Raw genomic sequence first — 16,875 nt, 5'->3', positions numbered from 1 at the left:
ACGCGCTCGGACACCCGATCGAGAACACTCAGTCGTTCCCGAGCACCATGACGGCATCCATCTCCACCGGCACGCCCTTGGGCAGCGCCGCAACCTGCACAGCCGCGCGTGCCGGGTACGGCTCGGAAAAGCGCTCGGCCATCAGTTCGTTGACCGTGGCGAAATGCGACAGGTCGGTCAGGAAAACATTGAGCTTGACGATATCGTCCATCGTCCCGCCGGCGGCCTCGACCACTGCGGCGAGATTGTCGAATACCCGATTGGTCAGGGCGGTGAAGTCACCCTCGAGAACCTCGCCCGAGGCCGGATCAAGCGGAATCTGGCCGGAAAGATAGACCGTGTTGCCGGCCCTGATGGCTTGGGAATAGGGGCCGATGGCGGCGGGTGCGGCTTCGGTTGAGATTGGCGTCTTGGACATGTATGAGCCTCCGATAACGTTCTTGGCTGTTCAATGGTTAGCTGGTTGGCTGGTTTGCTTGTTCGACTCAACAACCAGCCAACAAGCCAACCAGCAAACGAGCTAACTTTACTCTCTGCTCACCCTCAGCACGTGGCGGTTACGCCGCAACCGCCGCATCACGCGCGCGAGTTGATCGCGGCCGGTGACCGCCAGGGTGAATTGGAGGATGGCGGTCTCGCGTGTGGTTGACGGTTGTTCGACCCGCTCGATGTTGGCACCGACCTCGCTCAGGGTGGCCGACACGGAGGCCAGTACGCCGGGACCGTTGACCGTGACGATCTTCAGCCGCACCGAGAAATAACCGTGCATGACCGGCGCCCAGTCGACCTCGAGGCAGCGGTCGGAATGATCCTTCTTCAGTTCGGGCACGTTGGGACAGCGCTTGCGGTGAATGACCAGGCCCTTGCCGGGGGAGAGATAGCCCATGATCGGGTCGCCCGGCACCGGGTGGCAGCACTTGGCGTACTCGATCGCGCTGCCCTCGGTGCCGCCGATGGTCAGCGATTCGGATTCAGGCTCCTCACTGGCGCGCCGCTGGGTGATGGGCAACAGCTTGTGGGCGACCACGCGGGCCAGCATGTCGCCGCGGGCAATGCGGGTGAGCAAGTCTTCCAGGCGCTCGAGCTTGAGTTTCTTCAGATAACGATCGAGGCGCCGCTCGGAAATCTTCTCGAGCGAATAGCCGCGCCGGGTCAGCGCCTGGTCGAGCAGGCGATGCCCGATGGCGACCGAGTCGGCCTGCTCCATGTTCTTCAGGTGCGCCCGAATGCTCGAGCGCGCCTTGGAGGTGGCGACGAACTCGAGCCACTCCGGCTGCGGCGTGGCGCCTTTCTGCGTAATGATCTCGACCGTCTGGCCCGATTCCAGGCGCGTGTTCAGCGGCACCGGCTCGCGGTCGATGCGCGCACCGACGGCCTGGTTGCCGACGTCGGTATGAATGGCGTAGGCGAAATCGAGCGCGGTCGAGTCGGCCTTGAGGTCGATGATCTTGCCCCGCGGCGTGAACACGAAGACCTCGTCGGGAAACAGCTCGGCCTTTGCCGTGTCGAGAAATTCCACCGAGTCGGAGGCGCGCGACTGGGTCTCGACCAGCTTGAGCAGCCACTCGCGCGCACGCACCGCCGTCTGGCCGTCGGGTGTGGCCTTGTACAGCCAGTGTGCCGCTGCACCCTTTTCGGCCACCAGGTCCATCTCCTCGGTTCGGATCTGCACCTCCATCGGCACATCGAACGGCGAGTTGAGCACCGTGTGCAGCGACTGGTAGCCATTGGGCTTGGGCAGTGCGATGTAGTCCTTGAAGCTGCCGGGCTTGGGCTTGTAGAGCGCATGGACTACGCCCAGGGCCTGGTAGCAGTGCGGCTCGGACTGCGTGACGATGCGAAAGGCGTACAGGTCCATCACCTGATCGAAGGAGAGCGACTTGTCGCGCATCTTGCAGTAAATGCTGTTGACGGTCTTGGTCCGCCCCTCGACACGCGCTGGTATGCCCGCTTCGCTCAGGCGCTTCTTGACCGCCTCGGTGACCGAATCGATGATCTCGGCGCGGTTGCCGGCGCCCTGCTTCACCCGCCGGGAAATGACCTGGAAACGATTCGGGTAACGGTGTTGGAAGCCCAGGTTCTCGAGTTCTTCCCTGAGCTCGTTCATGCCCAGGCGCGCCGCGATCGGCGCGTAGATTTCGAGTGTTTCCGCGGAAATACGCCGCTGGGCCGCCGGCGACATGTGACCGATGGTGCGCATGTTGTGCAGCCGGTCGGCCAGCTTGATGAAGATCACCCGCAAATCGCGGCTCATCGCCAGCAGCAACTTGCGGAAGCTTTCCGCGTCCGCTTCCTGGCGGGTGCGGAACTTCATCTTGTCCAGCTTGGTGACACCGTCGACCAGTTTGGCGATCTGCTCGTCGAACTGCTCGACCAGGTCGTCGTGCTCGATCTCGGTATCTTCGATGGTGTCGTGCAGGATGGCCGCGGCGATGGTCTGGTGATCCATGCGCATGCCGGCCAGGATGTGCGCTACCGCCACCGGGTGGAAGATGTAGTCTTCGCCCGAGCGGCGCTTCTGACCCTCGTGGGCCTCGGCGCCCAGTTCATAGGCGCGCAGCACGGTCGCAACGTGCTGCGGTTCCAGGTAGGTATTGAGCAGGTCCCTGAGTTCGCGAACCGGGGCTGGCAGCATGGCGGCTCTCCGGTTGGCTACAGACACCTCATGGACGAAATCCAGCGGGCGCGATCAGTCGAGGTCGTCTTCGGGCGGCGGCGGGACTTCGGCCTGCATCGCCGCCAGGCGGGCGTCGAGCTCGGCCTGCAACTGGGCGATGTTCTCGTCGTTGACCGCGCCTTCGGCGATCTCTCGCAGGGCGATGACGGTCGGCTTGTCGGACTCGTCGTCGACCAGGGGATCGGCGCCGTTGGCAATCATGCGGGCGCGCTGGGCGGCGGACATGACCAGTTCGAAGCGGTTGGGGACAGCCCCGATGCAGTCTTCTACGGTTACTCGTGCCATGGCTTGTTACTACTCCGGTATGCGCAAGGGGCCTTGCGGCTCAGGTCCAGACAGGGGCCCCGAAAGGAAAATCAATCGGTTATTGTACTGTGACCGGCGCTTTCATCCAACAGTTCATTGACCCGGGTCTGCTGGCGGTGGCGCCTGAGCGGCCAGCTGCGCACGACGGCGAGCAGGTCGGCCAGGGCCTCGTCGAAGTCGTCATTGACCACCATCCAGCGGAAATCGCCGCAGGCGGCAATCTCGCGGCGGGCCTCGCCGAGCCGTCGCTCGATCACTTCGGCCGAATCCGAACCGCGTGCCTTCAGGCGCTCGGCCAGCACCGCCATCGACGGCGGCAGGATAAAGATCGAGCACAGGTCGGGGTGATTGGCGCGGATCTGTTCGGCGCCCTGCACGTCGATCTCGAGCAGCACATCGCGACCGGTCGTCCGCAACGCCTCGACGCGGTCGCGCCGCGTTCCGTAGTAGTTGCCGAAAACTTCAGCATGCTCGAGATAGTCGCCAGCCTCGACCCCACGCTGGAATTCCTCGACCGTCACGAAATGGTACTGCTCGCCGTCGACCTCGCCGGCGCGCGCCGGGCGGGTGGTATCCGACACCGACAGCGCCAGGTTCGGGCATTTTTCCAGCAGGGCCCGCATCAGGCTGGTCTTGCCCGCACCGCTGGGCGCGGCAATCAGGAACAACTCGCCGGACGATCTGTGGTCACTCGACATTCTGCACCTGCTCGCGCATCTGTTCGACCAGCACCTTGAGTTCGACCGCGGCCTGGCCGACCTCGGCCAGGGTCGCCTTGGAGCCGAGCGTATTGGCCTCGCGGTTGAGTTCCTGCATCAGGAAATCCAGCCGCCGGCCGACCGGTTCGTCGAGCTGCATGACTCGCCGAATTTCGGCGACATGAGCCTCCAGGCGGTCGAGCTCCTCGTCGACGTCGAGCTTCAACAGCTGGATCGCCACTTCCTGCTCGACGCGACCGGGTTCCGCCTCGACCGCCAGTGCATCGAGCCGTTCACGAAAACGCGTATCGAGGGCCCGGCGAATCTCGGGCAGGCGCTCGCGTACCTCACGCGACTGAGTCTCGATACCGGCCAGGCGCTGCTCGAGCATCTCGGCAATGGCCCGACCTTCCTGCTCACGCGCGGCGATCAATTCGTCGATCGCCCGATCGAAGGCGGCCAGGGCCGGCTCGTAGGCCTGCTCGAATTCACCCTCGCCCTGCTCGATCAAGCCGGGCCAGGACAGCAGATGCACCAGGTCGGGCTCGGCGCTGCCGCCGGCCAGTTCGGCGATCTCGTCATGGGCGTTGACCAGGGTGCGGGCCAGTTCGAGATTGACACGCATCTCGGCCGCAGTGGCCGAGGCGTCGGGCTGGAATTTCAGCGAGACGTCGACCTTGCCCCGGCCCAGCCTGGCTTTGAGCCGGCTCCGAACGCCCGGTTCGAGTGCCCGGAACTCCTCAGGCAGGCGCAGGCCGACATCGAGAAAGCGCTGGTTGACCGAACGCAGCTCCCAGGTGAGCTGGCCGACATCCAGCGACGCCGAGTGCCGCGCGTAGGCCGTCATGCTTCTGATCATGCCAGTGAACCGCTTGCGAAAGAGTCGACATGGTACCCTTGCCGACCCCTGAATAGAAAGGATCGACTGCCTTGAATCGACCCTCCGGACGCGCGGCCGACGAACTGCGCCCAGTCACCATCGAGCGCAATTTCACCCGCCACGCCGAAGGTTCGGTGCTGATCTCCTGCGGCGAAACCCGCGTGCTCTGCACCGCCAGCGTGGAAGATCGGGTTCCGCCCTGGCTCCGGGGCAAGGGCCAGGGCTGGGTCACCGCCGAATACGGCATGCTGCCACGCGCCACCGGCACTCGCAACATGCGAGAAGCGACCCGCGGCAAGCAGGGCGGGCGTACGCTCGAAATTCAGCGCCTGATCGGTCGCAGCCTGCGTGCGGTCATCGACCTCGAAGCCTTGGGCGAGCGCAGCGTCACCCTCGACTGCGACGTGCTGCAGGCCGACGGCGGCACGCGCACCGCCTCGATCACCGGCGCCTACGTCGCCCTGGTCGATGCCATGGACAAGCTGTTCGACGCCGGCAAGGTCAAGCGCAATCCCCTCCACGGTCGCGTGGCTGCCATATCGGTCGGCATGCTTGGCTCGGATGCCGTCCTCGACCTCGACTTTGCCGAGGATTCCACCGCCGATACCGATCTCAACGTGGTCATGAACGACGGCGGCGGATTCATCGAGATCCAGGGCACGGCCGAGGGCCATGCCTTCCGGCGCGACGAACTCGACGCCATGCTCGCCCTGGCCGAAAAAGGTGTCGGGGAGCTGATCACCGCCCAGGAGACCGCACTCAATGGCGATTGAGGGCGGCAAGCTGGTCCTGGCCAGCGGCAACCCGGGCAAGCTCAAGGAGCTGGCCCACATGCTCGAGCCGCTGCATATCGAAGTGATCTCCCAGGCCGATTTCGATGTCCAGGCGGTCGAGGAAACCGGCCTGACCTTCGTCGAGAACGCCCTGTTGAAAGCGCGCGAGGCGGCGCGGGTTTCCGGCCTGCCCGCGCTGGGCGACGACTCCGGCCTGGTCGTCGATGCGCTCGACGGCCGTCCGGGCATCTATTCGGCGCGTTACGCCGGCAAGGATGCTTCGGATGCCGACAACAACCAGAAACTCCTGCGCGAGCTCGCCGACCTGCCGATGGATCGGCGCACGGCCCATTTCCACTGCTGCCTGGTGCTGCTACGCCACGAATCCGATCCGGTGCCCATCATTGCCGAGGGCAGCTGGCACGGACACATTCTGGAAGCCCCGCGCGGCGATGGCGGCTTCGGATACGACCCGCTCTTCCACGACCGCGAAATCGGCGCCACGGCCGCCGAGCTGCCGATGGAAGAGAAAGCCCGCACCAGCCATCGCGGCTCGGCGCTGGCGGCACTGATTGACAGGTTGCGGTGACTACCCGTTTTAATCATTCGATCATTCGAATTTCGAATTTGTTTGTGATTTGATGCTTGGAATTTGGTGCTTTCCACCGCATACCATTTCTTACGGGTCATAAGCCAAATAAGCCCACCACGATGCTCTCATCTCCACCCCTATCCCTTTACATCCACCTGCCTTGGTGCGTGGCCAAGTGCCCGTATTGCGACTTCAATTCGCATGCGCTCAAGGGCGAACTGCCCGAAGAGCGCTACGTCGATGCGCTGCTGGCCGACCTGGAAGTCGACCTGCCGCGGGTGTGGGGCCGGCCGGTGGTCAGCGTGTTTCTCGGCGGCGGCACGCCGAGTCTGTTTTCGGGCGTGGCCATCGATCGGCTGCTGGCCGGCGTACGCGCCCGGCTGCAACTGGCCCCGAATGCCGAGATCACGATGGAAGCCAACCCCGGTACGGTCGAACACGACCGCTTCGAGGCCTACCGGGCCGCCGGCGTCAACCGCATCAGCTTAGGCGTTCAGACTTTCGATAGCGACAAGTTGAAGATCCTGGGCCGCATTCACTCGGGCGCGGAAGCCGAAAAGGCGATCGAGGCCGTCAAGGCCGCCGGCTTCGAGCGCTTCAACCTGGATTTGATGTGGGCACTGCCCGAACAGAGCGTCGAACAGGCCGTGGACGATGTCGAGCGCGCCCTCGGGTTCGGCCCGCGCCACCTGTCGCACTACCAGCTCACGCTCGAACCCAACACGGTGTTTGCCAAGCACCCGCCGCCACTGCCCGATGAAGACAGCATGATCGCCATGCAGGAGGCCTGCGCCGAAAGACTCGATCGCGCCGGGCTGCACGCTTACGAGATCTCGGCCTGGGCCGAGCCAGGCCAGGAGAGTATCCATAACCTGAACTACTGGCGCTTCGGCGACTACCTGGGCATCGGCGCCGGTGCTCACGCCAAACTCACCCTGCCGGCGGAAGAACGCATCATCCGCACCCGCCGCAAATCGCACCCGCGGCCCTACCTCAAGGCGCTGGAAGACGGCAGCTTCGTTGCCGAAGAGAAGTCAATTTCCGAATCGGAACTGGCTTTCGAGTATTTCCTCAACCGGTTTCGGCTGGACGAGCCGGTGCCGCTGGCCGAGTTCGAGGATCGCACCGGGCTACATTCCGGTGCGCTTGCCGATAGGATGGGGCGTGCCCTCGAACTGGGATTGGTCGAAGCAACCGACCCGGCCTTTGAACGTTCGACAGTCCTCCAACGCACCGAGCGCGGACAGCGCTATCTGAACGACCTGCAGGCGCTGTTTCTCTAGAGCGCCGGGGGAACCGACAGGCACGGCATCGGTCAGACCGATTCCGCGTTTAAGACATTCACCGCTACTGTAAGGTAGTCATTACATGCGCAGTATTGTCTCCGTCACGACCCTGTTGTTCGGCATCGGCCTGATGCTGGCCGGCAACGGCCTGATCGGCACCCTGCTGGGTGTACGCGGCGGCCTCGAGGGTTTTTCCAGTTCCGTGATCGGCCTGATCATGGCCGGCTATTTCTGCGGTTTCGTTGCCGGCACCTTCATCGTCCCCCGCTTGATTCGTGGCGTCGGCTACGTGCGTACATTTTCCGCCCTGGCGTCGATCTGCTCGGTCACCGTGCTCCTGCACGGCCTGTACCCGAACCCCATAGTCTGGTTCGTCGTCCGGGCCGCGGCCGGCATCTGTATAGTCGGTATCTACATCGTTATCGAAAGCTGGCTCAACGAGCAGACAACCAACGAACAACGCGGACATATCTTTTCGGCCTACATGACCACCACGCTCGTCGGTCTGGGCATCGGCCAGTTATTGCTGCAGACCGGCGACATCAGCACCCTGCAACTGTTCGCCCTGGGTTCGGTTCTGATGTCGCTCGGCCTCGTGCCGGTTGCGTTCACCCCGGTCAAGGAACCGCCGCTGGTCGAGGCACACCGTCTCGGGCTGCGCAAGCTTTACCAGGCCTCGCCGCTGGGCGTGATCGGGGCACTGTTCGCCGGCGTCGGCACCGGCGCCTTCTGGGGTCTGGCACCGGTCATGGCCGCGGGCATCGGCCTCGATCCAGCCGGCATTTCCGCCTTCATGGCCCTGAGCATCCTGGGCGGGGCGCTGGTGATGTGGCCCATCGGCCGTCTATCCGACCGACTGGACCGACGCAAGGTGCTGGCCTGGGTCTGCCTGGTTACCGGCGCCGCCGCACTCGGTGCCCTGTGGCTGATCAGTTGGGACACGCGGCTAATCCTGGTCGCCGGCTTTCTCTACGGCGCAACGGGTTTCAGCATGTATTCCCTGTCGGCCGCGCATACCAACGACCACATCGAGACCGAACACATGCTCGAGGCCACCTCGAGCCTGCAGCTGCTCTACGGCAGTGGCGCCATCGTCGGGCCACTGACGGCCGGCTTTTTGATGCAGTGGATCGGCCCGACGGTTCTGCTCGCGTTCATGGGCGTCACCGCCCTGGTGCCCGCCGGCTTCGCCCGCTGGCGCATGTGGGTGCGCCCGCCAGTCCCGCTCGACGACCAGGGTGGCTGGGTACCCCAGTTCGCCACATCGCCGGCGGCACTCGAGATGCATCCGGATCAGGAGGATGAAGTCGCCAACGGAGAAAGTGGTGCCCAGGACGCGGTGCAAACGGACTCTCCACCAAAGCCTTGACAGTTGTCGTCCCGGAAACGCCGAAGGCGTTATCCGGGACCTCGCAGCTACAATCCCCGACCTACCCCAGCGGCAACACTAGCTCGACTCGAAAAGTATCCCCATCCTGCCGCGTTCGCAGATGAGCCCCTTCCTCGTAGGCCAACTCCAGACGCTGGCGGATGTTTTCCAGCGCCGTGCGGTTGCCCGGCGCGGGGGCAGAATCGTCGGGGGGCACCGGATTCTCGATGACGAAGCGCAGCCGCTTCTTGCGCGGGTACTCGCCACGGATCGTCAACGTCCCGCCCTTGGGCAATCGTGCAATGCCATGGACCACTGCATTCTCGATCAGCGGCTGGATCAGCAGCGCGGGCAGATCCTGATCAAGCGGCAGGTCATCATCGAGCTGCCAATCAATCACCAATCGATCACCCAGACGCAGGGATTCGATCCGCAGGTAGCCGCGCACCAGGTCGAGCTCTTCGGACAGGCTGTGATGCGAATCCTCGCGCAAGCCGGTACGCAACAGTTCGGATAGATCCAGCGTCGCCTGCTCGGCCTGATCCGGCTTGTCGTGGATCAGGCCGGAGATCGTGTTCAAGGCATTGAAAAGGAAATGGGGGCGGATGCGGGCCTGAAGCGCGCGCAGGCGATGGCTGCTATCGGCCGCCACCTGGCGGCGCCATCGTGCCTGCAGGGCAAGATAACGGGCCACCAGCAGACCGACGACCAGACTGAACGCCAGGTTTCTCAGCACGAAGAATATTGGTGCATCGGCAGCACCCAGGCCCAACACATCGGCCAAGCCATTGATGCTGACCACCAGCCATGAAAAGACCGCGACGACAAGCTGAATGATCAGAAACAGCATCCACTCGTCGGAAACCGGTGTGCGGCGGACCAGGTGAACACCCAGGTGGCAGTGCAGCGCGGCCACGCAGGTGCCGACCAGAATCACGAACGCTGCGACCAGGCCAAAGACCGGCCAGAACTCGGCAAAAGACTCGATACTGACAAGTACGATGCACAGCGCCAGTGCAATGCAGGCCAGAACAATGACCAGCAGTGCCGACGCGGAATCGCAGAAACCGGAAGGGCCGGGAGATGGCTCCCGGCCCTCGAATGATTCTTCCTTACGTTGCTTGCGAGACAAGCTTTTCCGATCCAGCCTCAAACTTCACGACTATGGACTGGGCAGTGAAGCACAAGCCTGAAACTCTTCATCATCACGCCAACCGAGGTTCTCACGCCAACCGGCGATAACCATATCGGCATTGACCGAGATGCCCAGGCAGTCACAGGACGGGTTCCACATATGCCAGGCCTTCTGGTTTTCCGGTGGGCCATTCGGTGGCGCTGGCGAAGATACGTAGAAATAATTGCCATCATCCGCACCACCATCGGTGCCGGCTACATCCGTGAAATCGACCCCGGCATTCGAATGCCAGCAATAGTCATCGTAGTGTGCTTCCGGATTCTCATAGAACTCATCATCCGGCTCGCTGGGCAGAGATTGTAACGGTTGCGAGCACAACAGTTCATGCTTGACCTTCTGCAACCTACGGCAATCATAGGTGATATTTCCATTCCCGCCACCACTCCAGTCGAGGGTGGTATTACCCCATAAAAACTTCGCATCGGCCGTAGCCTGATCCCAGTTCCAGTGGTTGGGGTTGTAGCCGTAGGCCTCGGGATAGTTGTCGACTTGCACGAAATCCGGGATCAGGCGGCCATAGGCATCGCGGGTTGGGTCACTCTGGTATGACACGGTGATCGTGGGCAGACCCGTACCGGGATCCAGCAATACAAAATCGCTCCCCACGGTCCAATCAGCGGGATCGGCAGGACGATCAACTTCCGAGCCGTCGGAAGCGAGAAAGAAACGATCGTCAGTAATATCTCCCGGCGTGCCAGTATCGTAGTGGATCAATTGGCGATCTTCGCTGTCGAGCAATATTGGACGGTGTGGAACTTCATCCGCAGCGCCCACACCCGAAAAGCCGGTGCCTGTTGCTTTTCTTACATCAGACCCGGGCGGGTAGGGGGCCGAATCGTACATAAGCACTTCTTGTGCGGAATCGTCGCGCGCCACCTCGTAATGGAGAACATTCGGACCATAAAGGGGATCATTCGGATATGGCGGAGTGTCATAGCTCAGATTGGTAAGCACCATGGAGCCATCAGGGTCCCCATTACCGCCGCCGTCGGTTGAAAATCCACCCAGAGAAATGATCAAGCCATCAAAATCCGGCGTGCCACCCCACGTCAGGTGTCCACGTGTAATCAATATACCGACCCCGTCGCTATTACCGCCAAAGCGCGCGTCACCATCAACATAGGTAATCTGTGGATCGGCCGTGGTGCCAAAGGTATTGTTGCCGCCATCAAAGTTGCCATCGATATACAAACTGCGCATATTGGAGTCGCCCACGGCGGCGTCCGAGTGCACCGTCCCGGTTGTCGATCCCAGCTTGATCCAGAAAACAAACTCGGCGAGCAATGCGGGATTGTTCCAGGGCGTGCCCATATTGCCGCCTACAATGCCGCCAGTGTAATTACCAATCCGGTTATCGGGAATACCCCCCGTGAATGTACCCGCGTCATCGGTCGAGTCGGTCACGATCGCCGCCCCGCAGGAGCCATTGACAGTAAACTGCTGGGAATTCGCGCCTGTTACGCTGTCGATATTGCCAGGCGCACAGATGGCGCAAGTGGGATCATCCGGATCAGCCTCGGCCAACTCCACTTCGATCTCGCGCAAGGCCAGCGACTGGCTATCGTCGGCACCACCCATGAAGGTGGCGCGGTTGAGCGCGTACAACTTGGATGGACTTTCTACCCACACGGTGCCACCGAGCCCATCATCAACTTCTTCCCAACTCTGGCAACAATACATTTTTTGTTCTAGCTTCGGATTGTCACCAGTCTCGCTGGCAGAATGCCAGGCGTCGGCGTCTCGTGGATATGCCCAAGCCTGGGCACCAATGGCCGATAGGTCCCCGGAGGAACCACCAAAGACCTGGCCGCAAGAGAGATTGTATTCGCCGAAGGTATACGCGCCAGCATTGTTGTAAAACAGTTCCAGCGAACGGGTAACTCCCTCCGAAGACGTCTCGAACACATCGGCCTGGGTGCTTGCATTACCGGCCATGCGTTCCTGCATGATGGTACTGTTCATGGCAGCCACGCCGATGACGGTCAACACCAGAAGGATCAGCAGGCTAAGCACCAGGGCGACGCCTGCTTGTCGAAATTGACGGTCAACGCATTTCATAGTCGAACTCCTTAGGGGCACCATGTTCCCGGTGAAACACCGGCCCGCTCTTCCAGCCGAACACAAGGTGCGTAAATCTGGTCGATCGCCGAATTTCGAAAAGTTGATGTCAATTCAACAAAACGTGACTCGAACTGACCTGCGTTATCGAGATCTCGCAGACCTTCGAATTCAATTCCGATCTGCACTCCCAGGCACCGATTGGCGAGCGCAGCACCCGGATCGACCTCTTCGCACTCGTATTCATCAACCTCCGAAGTACCGTCGGCCAATAAAACTTCAAATGCCAGCCCGGTCAATCCTCTTACCAATGCCCGACCGGTACCCCCAGCAGTAAAGCTCGGATCGGCAACTTGATCGTAATCATCACTGAAACCATCGTTATCTACGTCTATAAGCGCAGCGCCGGCGCAACGCAGCTCGCCGGTTGCGGCATCGAAGAAGTAACGATTCTCCACCACACGGTAATTATCGAATTCTTCCTCGCAATGGCCGCGACCGGCATAGCGAACAATCAGTTCGTCTGCAATCCCATCACCATCAGTATCGAGAGTCTCAGCAACCTTTTCCTGAATGGCGATCTGCTCGATGAACACTAATGTCATCTGATCTCTAAACCCTGCGTTACGAATATCGCGCACCATGTAGTCGCTAGCGAAGCGTATATTCTCCTGCAAACGCGAGAGCTGATTGGAATCGAGGTAGGCCGCCTTTGATGAGGCGTACATCAGAACGACTCCGCCGATCAAAAACAGCGACAACGCCATGGCCACCATCAGTTCAATCAGCGTAAAGCCACGCATGGTCGGTCGGAGACAGATGAGATTCTGGCTTGTGTATTTCATAGGTTTAGGAAATTCGGCCTGCAAGGTAACGTGATATTCGCGGTATAGCTCTCGCTGGTCTGATCTGCAGAAAATCGTCCTTCATCCCAGCTCAGCGTCACCGGTACCGTCTTCCAGCTGACATCGTCGACCCCGTCTGCGTCCTTGTCCACGCCACTGACTGTGGTTGTGCCAACGGCGAGTGAGATGCCCGGCATCTTGAATCGATTCGCGTCGGACCAGGCCCCTTCGCCGCCGGCTGCAGCGGCCTCCCATTCAGTTACTACGGCTGATGCCCGGGCACCAATTGCAGTGTCGCTTATGCAGCCCGTCGTGGGGCTGCTGACGGCGGTTCGCGTTATGTCGAACCAAAGCTGCTCCTCGAGGTCCAGAACAATGGCCGAGGCAACCGAGTAGTGCGCCGACGAATGGACGTTCTTCATGGACGTCAGCATCAGCGCACCCAGACCGACCAAGCCTATGGTCAGCACCAGCAGTGCGATCATCGCTTCGATCAGTGACATGCCGTGCTGCAGATTGGAACTTTGGGTGGTCATAAATCGCTCCTCGCTACTCAACGCAGGCGGCATCAGTCGAGGACACCTGACCGGTCGGCAAGATTGTGATCTCGCGCCGCTGGCGGTCGCCGGAACAGTCGGTATGCTGCAGCACGATATCCACCTGGGTAAAACCATCCACGTAGCCGCGATTGTTGAACGCGAAACTGTCTGTGCCGCTGGGCAATAACACGCCGTTATAATCTGCACAGCGCAGGACACCGACGGTGCACCCCTCTGAGTCCTCTGCACCATCGGGGCTTCTGACTTCGGCACTCCAGCCACTGGCATTAGAAATCAAATCCATGTCGACACTCTGATTTCTGCGAATCGATTCGTTGCGGGCAAAATTGATCACGGAAACTAGCTCGTTGGTCTGGGCAGTGACGCGGTTGTTCTTGATCAGCTGCTGAATGGAGGGCACACCGATGGTCAGCAATATCGCGAGTACCGCGATCGCAACGATCAGTTCGATAATGGTAAAGCCGCCGGTCCGATGCATACCATTAAACCTCTGATTAAATCTGCAAGCAGGATTCATAGCTAGTTCCCCCAGCAACGATCGGCGCTGCCAGTCACACTCTTGTTGCCCAGATGATCCAGCTTGAACGAGCCGCAGGGGTCACCGGACTGCGAACCCTGCGGCGCGGCGGTTAGGTCGTAGGATGTGGCCGCCACAGTGGCCGAAATCGAATAGTGCCCGTCAGCGGAGGCAGAGGGCACTGAGCAGCCGCTGTAGGTACTGGTCCTCGTAAAGCACCGCTCCAACTGCTGGGCGGCATCCAGCAACGAGGAGACCGCATCGGCACGACGTGCCTTTTCCACCTGGTTGCTGTAGATGGGAACGGCGATCGCGGCAATGATTGCCAAAATGGCAATGGTGACCATCAGCTCGATCAGTGTGAATCCGCGCGCTTTCATAAGCATGACTGCCCTCGTGTGTTCTCCGGCCCCGGATTATGGCGGATCGGGGGCGGGGACGCCAACCGGCCGCGAAACCGGGTCTCGGGACGTATCAGTCTAGAAGGGCTGTGGCGCGGCGCAAGGACTCGCCGACGGGCGGCAGGCCGCGGGGGACGAACGGTGGTTCTGGGGCGGGAATTTCGGGCGCCGGCTGTGCCGACGCCCGCAAATCAGGCGACAGGGCTTACTTCTTGCCCTTGCCGTAACGCTGCTTGAAGCGGTCGACGCGGCCGCCGGAATCCATGATCTTGTGCTTGCCCGTGTAGAACGGGTGCGACTTGCTCGAGACTTCCACCTTGACCAGCGGGTACTCGTTGCCGTCTTCCCACTTGATGGTTTCCTGCGAATGGACGGTCGAGCGAGTCTTGAACATCAGGTCGCTGGACAGGTCCTGGAACACCACTTCGCGGTACTCGGGATGAATTTCGGGTTTCATGACACTCAATTCCTGGGTCGGTCTGGCGAAAATAGCCGGCTATTATTGCTGATTTTTGCTGTTCCTTCAAGGCATGCTGCGCGCACCAGTTTACAGCTCCAGCGGATCGACGTCCACGTGCCAGCGCACGCGGCGGGCCGACTTGAGTTCGTGCAGGGCCGGCAGGCGCTCGGCGATGCGGTTGACCAGGGCGGCCCGGTTGTCGGCCTGCAGCCACAACTGAAAGCGCCAGTAGCCGCCGCGGCGAGCCAGGATGGCCGGCAGGGGGCCGTGAATCTCGAGGCCGCGACAGGCCAGCAGCCGGCCGGCCTCGACCAGGAAGGTTCGTGCCGCTTCGGCCTCGTGCGCCTCGGCCCGCACCAGCGCCAGCGCCTGGGCCGGCGGCAATTGGGCCTGGGTCCGTTCTTCCAGCAAGGAGCGCGCGAAAGTCAGATAGTCGCCGCGCGCCAGCGCTTCGAGTAAGGGATGTTCGGGATGACGGGTGACGATCAGGAATTCACCCGAGCGATCGCCCCGCCCGGCCCGACCAGCCACCTGCGCGATGACCTGGCCGAGCCGCTCTGGGGCCCGGAAATCAGCGCTGAACAGGGCCTGGTCGACATCGAGCACCGCCGCCAGGGTCACGCCCGGCAAGTGGTGCCCCTTGGCCAGCATCTGGGTGCCGACCAGCACGCAGGGGGTGCCTCCCCGGACCGTTTCCAGCAGCTTTTCGAAATCGTCCTTGCCGCTCATGGCATCGCGGTCGACGCGATGCACCGGCACGTCAGGGCAGGCGCTGACGACGCAATCTTCAAGGCGCTCGGTACCGGCGCCGAGCGAAAGCAGCTCCGGTGACTCACAATCCGGACAGCGCCGCGGAACCGGCCGCTGCGCGCCGCAGTGATGGCACTGCAGCCGACCCTGGCGCTGGTGCACGGTCAGGTGCGCGCTGCAGCGCTGGCAGTCGGCTTGCCAGCCACATTCGGCACACATCAGTACTGGGGCGTAGCCGCGCCGGTTGCGGTAGAGCAGGACCTGGCCGCCTTCGGCAAGATGGCGCTGCATTGCTTCGACCAACTGCGGGTGCAGTTCGGCCTTGCTGCCGCGACCATCGATGATGCGCCAGCGTGGTTGGCGCGCGGCGCCGGCCCGGCGTGACAGGGTCAGCATTTGATAACGACCCTGCCCGACGTTGTGCAGGCTCTCCAGCGAGGGCGTGGCCGAACCGAGCACGATCGGTACGCCGGCCGAGCGCGCGCGCAGTACCGCCACATCGCGGCCGTGATAGCGGGCGCCTTCAGCCTGCTTGAACGAGCCGTCGTGTTCCTCGTCGACGATGATCAGCGCCGGCTGCACCAGTGGCATGAACACCGCCGAGCGCGTGCCGACGATCACCCGCGCCCGGCCGCTGCGCGCTGCCTGCCAGCAGGCCAGGCGTTCGCCCTCGCTCAGGCCCGAATGGTAGACATGCGCCTGGTGACCCAGACGCGACTCGATGCGCCGAACCAGTTGCGGCGTCAGACCGATTTCCGGCACCAGGATCAGCACCTGGCCACAACCGCGCAGCAGCCGCCGGGCGGCCTGCAGGTAGACCTCGGTTTTTCCGGACCCGGTCACGCCGGCCAGCAGGAAAGAGCTGAAACGCCGGCGATGGTGAACGATGGCAGCGACGGCCGCGCGCTGCTCGGCGTTCAGTTCCGGGCCGGCGACCGCTTCAGGCTGGGGATCGGAATCGCTGGCGCGGATCAGGCCGCCGGATTCCATGCGCCGCAGCACCTCGGTGCCGGCGTGCTCGAGCAGTTCCTCACGCGCCCTGGGTCCGGCCGCCAGCAAATCGCGGATTTCGGCCTGGCTCGGGGCGCGCTTGAGTGAGGCCTCGCGGCCTTTTTCGGTCAATTCGTAGGCGCCCGGCGGCGGCTCGCGGAATTCTCTCGTTCGCCGCAAGGCGCCGGGCAGCAGCAGATTGACGGCCTCGCCCGGCGCGAAAGCGTAGTAACGCGCGCACCAGTCGATCAGTTCGAGCAAAGGGGGAGCAATCAGTCCGGCGTCGAGCAGGCGTTCGATCGGCTTGAGATTCGAGCGGTTTTCGGGCGAGGCCTGGGAATGGCCCATCACCAGTCCGACCAGGCGCCGGCTGCCAAACGGCACCAGCACCCGGCTGCCAGGTGGAGGCAGCTCGGCGCTTGCGTTCTCGGGCAGGTAGTCGAACAGGCGCGGCACCGGAACCGGCACGGCCACCTGTGCCACTGCCCGCCCCGCGCCTTTCATTCAGTCAGCGTGTG

Annotated in this window: 17 protein-coding genes; 4 read left to right on the top strand and 13 right to left on the bottom strand. The window is 62.3% G+C overall.

Annotation, left to right across the window (positions count from 1 at the left end):
• Positions 1-28: 28 nt before the first annotated feature.
• From G4Y73_RS01100 to G4Y73_RS01080, 5 genes are all read right to left on the bottom strand, one after another.
• A complete protein-coding gene (locus G4Y73_RS01100) occupies positions 29-418 on the bottom strand; it encodes a RidA family protein (protein WP_164228543.1) in 390 nt (129 codons plus the stop codon).
• 108 nt (positions 419-526) lie between these two features.
• Positions 527-2,635, bottom strand: a complete 2,109-nt coding sequence (locus G4Y73_RS01095) for a bifunctional (p)ppGpp synthetase/guanosine-3',5'-bis(diphosphate) 3'-pyrophosphohydrolase (protein ID WP_164228541.1) — start codon at positions 2,633-2,635, stop codon at positions 527-529.
• A 54-nt stretch (positions 2,636-2,689) separates the two neighbouring features.
• Positions 2,690-2,962 (bottom strand): DNA-directed RNA polymerase subunit omega, encoded by a 273-nt coding sequence (gene rpoZ / locus G4Y73_RS01090; protein ID WP_164228540.1) that lies wholly within the window; start codon positions 2,960-2,962, stop codon positions 2,690-2,692.
• Between the two features lie 71 nt (positions 2,963-3,033).
• Positions 3,034-3,681 (bottom strand): guanylate kinase, encoded by a 648-nt coding sequence (gmk, locus tag G4Y73_RS01085; RefSeq protein ID WP_164228538.1) that lies wholly within the window; start codon positions 3,679-3,681, stop codon positions 3,034-3,036.
• Positions 3,671-4,540: a YicC/YloC family endoribonuclease gene (locus G4Y73_RS01080; protein ID WP_164228537.1), complete on the bottom strand. Its 870-nt coding sequence runs from the start codon at positions 4,538-4,540 to the stop codon at positions 3,671-3,673. Before G4Y73_RS01080 ends, gmk begins: the two co-directional genes overlap by 11 nt.
• Before the next feature lie 71 nt (positions 4,541-4,611).
• Between G4Y73_RS01080 and rph the strand changes: the two genes are divergently transcribed.
• The 4 genes from rph to G4Y73_RS01060 all read left to right on the top strand — a co-directional run bounded on the left by rph (position 4,612) and on the right by G4Y73_RS01060 (position 8,581).
• On the top strand, positions 4,612-5,334 hold the full coding sequence (rph, locus tag G4Y73_RS01075; protein ID WP_164228535.1) for a ribonuclease PH: 723 nt from the start codon (positions 4,612-4,614) through the stop codon (positions 5,332-5,334).
• Positions 5,330-5,923 (top strand): RdgB/HAM1 family non-canonical purine NTP pyrophosphatase, encoded by a 594-nt coding sequence (rdgB, locus tag G4Y73_RS01070; RefSeq protein ID WP_346426838.1) that lies wholly within the window; start codon positions 5,330-5,332, stop codon positions 5,921-5,923. Before rph ends, rdgB begins: the two co-directional genes overlap by 5 nt.
• A gap of 122 nt (positions 5,924-6,045) precedes the next feature.
• Entirely contained in the window at positions 6,046-7,209 is a 1,164-nt protein-coding gene (gene hemW / locus G4Y73_RS01065) for a radical SAM family heme chaperone HemW (protein ID WP_164228532.1), read from the top strand.
• Between the two features lie 85 nt (positions 7,210-7,294).
• Entirely contained in the window at positions 7,295-8,581 is a 1,287-nt protein-coding gene (locus G4Y73_RS01060; RefSeq protein WP_164228529.1) for an MFS transporter, read from the top strand.
• Between the two features lie 61 nt (positions 8,582-8,642).
• On the opposite strand, the gene G4Y73_RS01055 is transcribed toward G4Y73_RS01060, so the two are convergent.
• The 8 genes from G4Y73_RS01055 to G4Y73_RS01020 all read right to left on the bottom strand — a co-directional run bounded on the left by G4Y73_RS01055 (position 8,643) and on the right by G4Y73_RS01020 (position 16,861).
• Positions 8,643-9,713, bottom strand: coding sequence for a histidine kinase (locus G4Y73_RS01055; RefSeq protein ID WP_164228527.1), 1,071 nt, complete (start codon positions 9,711-9,713; stop codon positions 8,643-8,645).
• Positions 9,714-9,743: 30 nt separating this feature from the next.
• A complete protein-coding gene (locus G4Y73_RS01050) occupies positions 9,744-11,834 on the bottom strand; it encodes a PilX N-terminal domain-containing pilus assembly protein (RefSeq protein ID WP_164228525.1) in 2,091 nt (696 codons plus the stop codon).
• 11 nt (positions 11,835-11,845) lie between these two features.
• Positions 11,846-12,679 carry a prepilin-type N-terminal cleavage/methylation domain-containing protein gene (locus G4Y73_RS01045; RefSeq protein WP_164228523.1) on the bottom strand — a complete coding sequence of 278 codons (834 nt, stop codon included), beginning with the start codon at positions 12,677-12,679 and terminating at the stop codon, positions 11,846-11,848.
• Positions 12,676-13,215: a prepilin-type N-terminal cleavage/methylation domain-containing protein gene (locus G4Y73_RS01040; RefSeq protein ID WP_164228521.1), complete on the bottom strand. Its 540-nt coding sequence runs from the start codon at positions 13,213-13,215 to the stop codon at positions 12,676-12,678. The genes G4Y73_RS01045 and G4Y73_RS01040 overlap by 4 nt, the downstream gene beginning before the upstream one ends.
• Positions 13,216-13,228: 13 nt before the next feature.
• A complete protein-coding gene (locus G4Y73_RS01035) occupies positions 13,229-13,717 on the bottom strand; it encodes a GspH/FimT family pseudopilin (protein ID WP_164228518.1) in 489 nt (162 codons plus the stop codon).
• A gap of 41 nt (positions 13,718-13,758) precedes the next feature.
• A complete protein-coding gene (locus tag G4Y73_RS01030; protein ID WP_205596442.1) occupies positions 13,759-14,142 on the bottom strand; it encodes a type IV pilin protein in 384 nt (127 codons plus the stop codon).
• A gap of 220 nt (positions 14,143-14,362) precedes the next feature.
• The gene (locus G4Y73_RS01025; protein ID WP_164228516.1) at positions 14,363-14,614 is read right to left on the bottom strand and encodes a type B 50S ribosomal protein L31; all 252 of its coding nucleotides are present in this window, start codon (positions 14,612-14,614) and stop codon (positions 14,363-14,365) included.
• A gap of 90 nt (positions 14,615-14,704) precedes the next feature.
• Positions 14,705-16,861 (bottom strand): primosomal protein N', encoded by a 2,157-nt coding sequence (locus G4Y73_RS01020; RefSeq protein WP_164228514.1) that lies wholly within the window; start codon positions 16,859-16,861, stop codon positions 14,705-14,707.
• Between the last annotated feature and the right edge of the window lie 14 nt (positions 16,862-16,875).

Origin of the sequence: Wenzhouxiangella sp. XN201 (genome assembly GCF_011008905.1) — a bacterium.
In the GTDB taxonomy this organism is placed as follows: domain Bacteria; phylum Pseudomonadota; class Gammaproteobacteria; order Xanthomonadales; family Wenzhouxiangellaceae; genus Wenzhouxiangella.
The sequence above is the reverse complement of the archived record's forward strand: the minus strand, read 5'-3'. Positions and strand labels throughout refer to the sequence as shown.